5 protein-coding genes are annotated in these 3,109 nt (G+C 46.7%); all 5 read left to right on the top strand.

All coding sequences use genetic code 11. The annotated features are described in order from the left end of the window. Positions 1–106 precede the first annotated feature (106 nt). A complete protein-coding gene (locus KB557_RS10265; RefSeq protein ID WP_255133901.1) occupies positions 107–706 on the top strand; it encodes a site-specific integrase in 600 nt (199 codons plus the stop codon). Between the two features lie 252 nt (positions 707–958). Next, positions 959–1,594: a hypothetical protein gene (locus tag KB557_RS10260; RefSeq protein WP_255133899.1), complete on the top strand. Its 636-nt coding sequence runs from the start codon at positions 959–961 to the stop codon at positions 1,592–1,594. Beyond that, on the top strand, positions 1,591–1,755 hold the full coding sequence (locus KB557_RS10255; protein ID WP_255133897.1) for a hypothetical protein: 165 nt from the start codon (positions 1,591–1,593) through the stop codon (positions 1,753–1,755). The genes KB557_RS10260 and KB557_RS10255 overlap by 4 nt, the downstream gene beginning before the upstream one ends. Next, positions 1,752–1,907, top strand: a complete 156-nt coding sequence (locus KB557_RS10250; RefSeq protein WP_255133896.1) for a hypothetical protein — start codon at positions 1,752–1,754, stop codon at positions 1,905–1,907. The genes KB557_RS10255 and KB557_RS10250 overlap by 4 nt, the downstream gene beginning before the upstream one ends. Before the next feature lie 40 nt (positions 1,908–1,947). Beyond that, positions 1,948–2,739 carry a transposase gene (locus tag KB557_RS10245; protein WP_255133894.1) on the top strand — a complete coding sequence of 264 codons (792 nt, stop codon included), beginning with the start codon at positions 1,948–1,950 and terminating at the stop codon, positions 2,737–2,739. Positions 2,740–3,109 lie beyond the last annotated feature (370 nt).

Here is a 3,109-nt window from a genome sequence, read left to right as displayed (position 1 = left end):
TGGTTTATCTAACCGCACTATCAGTAGCATTTTGATGCACTGCCGTCAGTGCTCTGGAAATAACCGCCACTTGTTTTCCCATACCCTCAAACTCACCAAAAGGTCAGTGCAAAGTGATGTGCTTTCAACTGCTGATATTCAATCAGTGCTGAGTGACCTAAAAAGAAAAGAAGAATGGTTTTATCCACTCTTTCTGCTATGGATGAGCACAGGAATGCGAAATGCAGAAGTCAGGGGATTGACTTGGGATTGTATTCACTGGGTAGAAGGTGAGATATTGATTTACAAGACCCTCAAGCGGGATGGGTATTCCTCCAGAAATCACATCTGGGGCACAACTAAAACAGGTAAGCAACGGGTAGTGCCGTTGACTTCCTTGCTTGCAACCACTCTCAAGGAGCACCAGCAGCAGATGCAGCAACTGGGTCTCTATGACCCCTATGGATTGGTGTTTCTCACTCCCAGCACCCACAGCAATGTTTATGACCACCTGCTTGCAAGGGTGTGGTGCCGCTCCCTGAAACGCTGCTATCTGCAACCACGCCGCCTTTATGCCCAACGCCATACTTTCCTGTCTCACGCACTGGCAATGGGAAACTCACCAGCAGACCTTGCAGCGGCGGCAGGTCATTCCACCAAGATGCTGCTGGAGACCTACGCCAAACCAACGGGTCGCTTGCTGATGCCGAGTTGGGCAGTTGCTTGATAAAAATCAACAACAACAACAGAAATAGCAATAAAAACAACAATCACTCTTCTATCTCTGCGCTCTTTGCCCGCGACTAATCAGCATTTACAAGCAAAGCAACACAAATCACCCTGCAGAAATAATAAACCACATAAATAAATACATCTGCAGTGCTCACTCCGTAGAGCGAGGAGCAATCACCTGCATTCCTACAACTGAATAGCAGTAGCACTCACAGGCAGCAACAGCACATACAGGCAGTTGGGGTCAGTGGGTGACCTATACCCATCAAAAACTAAACAAAATAAGAAAACTCAAATAACTCAAGACAACCCAATCAAAATGCAATCAATAACACAACAAGAAACACTCCAATCCCAACGCCTAAAACGCAGCATCAGGTCACTCATTCACCAGCACCTAACAACCAAAATCAATCCCCACTGGTTGATTTCCTTTCACTACACCGACAACAAAACTCAAGAGCAAGAGGTGCTCAAGGATGCTCAAGACCTCAAACGAAAACTGCACCGCATCATCTACCAAGCAAGAGATAAGACCATGAAGGGTGCTGGTGCTTACCACTACCCATCAATGATTTTCTTTCACGAAATATCACATCAAGGCACTGGTCAATATCACACTCACCTGATTGCAGAAGCACTACCGCCTTCTATCAATACTCAAGCAGCAGTAGAGCACTTATTCACTAAAACACTACCCAGCAAAGTAAAAGCATTATCAAAGTGGAAATCAATAGACGCCCAACGCATACACCCGCACGACACTGACTACAGACGCATCAGCAACTACTTGAGCAAGCAAATCACACCAGAGCACTTATCACTTGACCCATTCAGTAGTGACCTCACAAACACTTGCAACCGCACTCAACTCATCAAATGAAACGCAACCAACTCACCATCACCTATCCCACCAAAGACGCACAAGACCTCCAGCAGACCCTGCAGCACCTCAAAGCAACCCAACACCTCAACTTATCTGCCTTCTGCCGTGCAGCAATCGCAGAGAAACTCCAACGCCACCTACAGCAGGAAATCAAATGAAAACTATTACCTTGCGTATCCCACCAGTAGAAGCAGCAATGCTCCAAGAGTTACAGAAAACTCACAAATCATTTCGCAATCTGGAAGTGCTGGTGCTGGGTCTTATAGGTGATACCTACCGCAACACATCAAAAGGCAAGGCAGCAAAGTAAAAGCAGCACTGCAACAGCACCTGCTTGATGCACCTAACCAATGCCACGCCCTAAACGCTATCTACCGCAGGAGCATTCATTTCATATCACCCTGCGTTGCAATAGTCGTCAGTTTTTGATTGCTAAACGCATCAGGCGTGATGTGCTTTTAGTGGTATTAGAAAAAGCAAAGCAGAAATACCCGTTTCGCACTTATGGAGTGTGCTTGATGGCAAATCACATTCACCTGCTCCTTAAACCACAAGATGCCACCCAACTACCGAAACTGATGCACTGGGTGGGGTGGTATGCCTCAATGCTGCTCAATCGCATCTCAAAGCGTTGCGGGCACTTCTGGGAAGCAAGGTATTACGCCACACCGATTGCCCCAGAAGACCACCAAAGAGCGCTCAATACCCTGCGTTACATTCACGCCAATCCAAAGGCAGCAGGAGTGCGTAAGGGGTTTTATGACCCCTATTCCAACTACGGGCACTACAGCAGATTAGAAGCAGATGGATTGAGCGACTGGCATCCTGCTTTTCTGCAACTTGCACCCACACTCACTGGATGCTCTAAGAGATATCAAAACTTCTGTAAGAAATACCGCTGCAAATCAAAACCAATCAAAATTAAACAATGGGGCAGCAAGTTGATTGCGTTGCTCAAAGGCACTGCCACCAGAGCACAAGGGAATAGCAAACGCCATAGGCAATGTATTGGTCAGCAAGCACTGCCACTCAACCTGCCTACATTGCAGCAACTCCCCGAGCAGTGGCAAGAAATCGCCCAGCAGTTTCGCAGTTGCAATGCACCACGCTGGAATGATGATGATTATAGCAATAGCAGTTAGGGCGCAAAATGCTGTATTGGAGGGGAAATAAACATTAGAAATAGATGTGAAAGTAAAAATCTTATGGTGCTTATGAGTGCCATTGCTTTGCTGTAGAAACTTATCTATCTACAGGCAAATAAAACATCAGTAACACCCTTAACCCTGCCGCCCAACCCAAAATCAGCAGCAACCGTGCCAGGTAATCAATGCCGCAAATGACCGCAACTCACTAAAAAAGGGTCTCTAAAGACCCTTTGGTGTTATTGGTTTTTGTAGGTGTGGAGGGGTTTGAGGTATAATCGGTCAGGAGGGACCCATCCTCCTTCCTTCTAACTGTTCTGTCTGTCACTTTGCCATCCGTATCCCCCGCATCCAGCAGCGAAATCTT

This window comes from Synechococcus sp. Cruz CV12-2-Slac-r (genome assembly GCF_024346075.1).
GTDB lineage: Bacteria > Cyanobacteriota > Cyanobacteriia > PCC-6307 > Cyanobiaceae > Synechococcus_D.
This window is presented reverse-complemented; position numbering and strand designations above follow the sequence as displayed.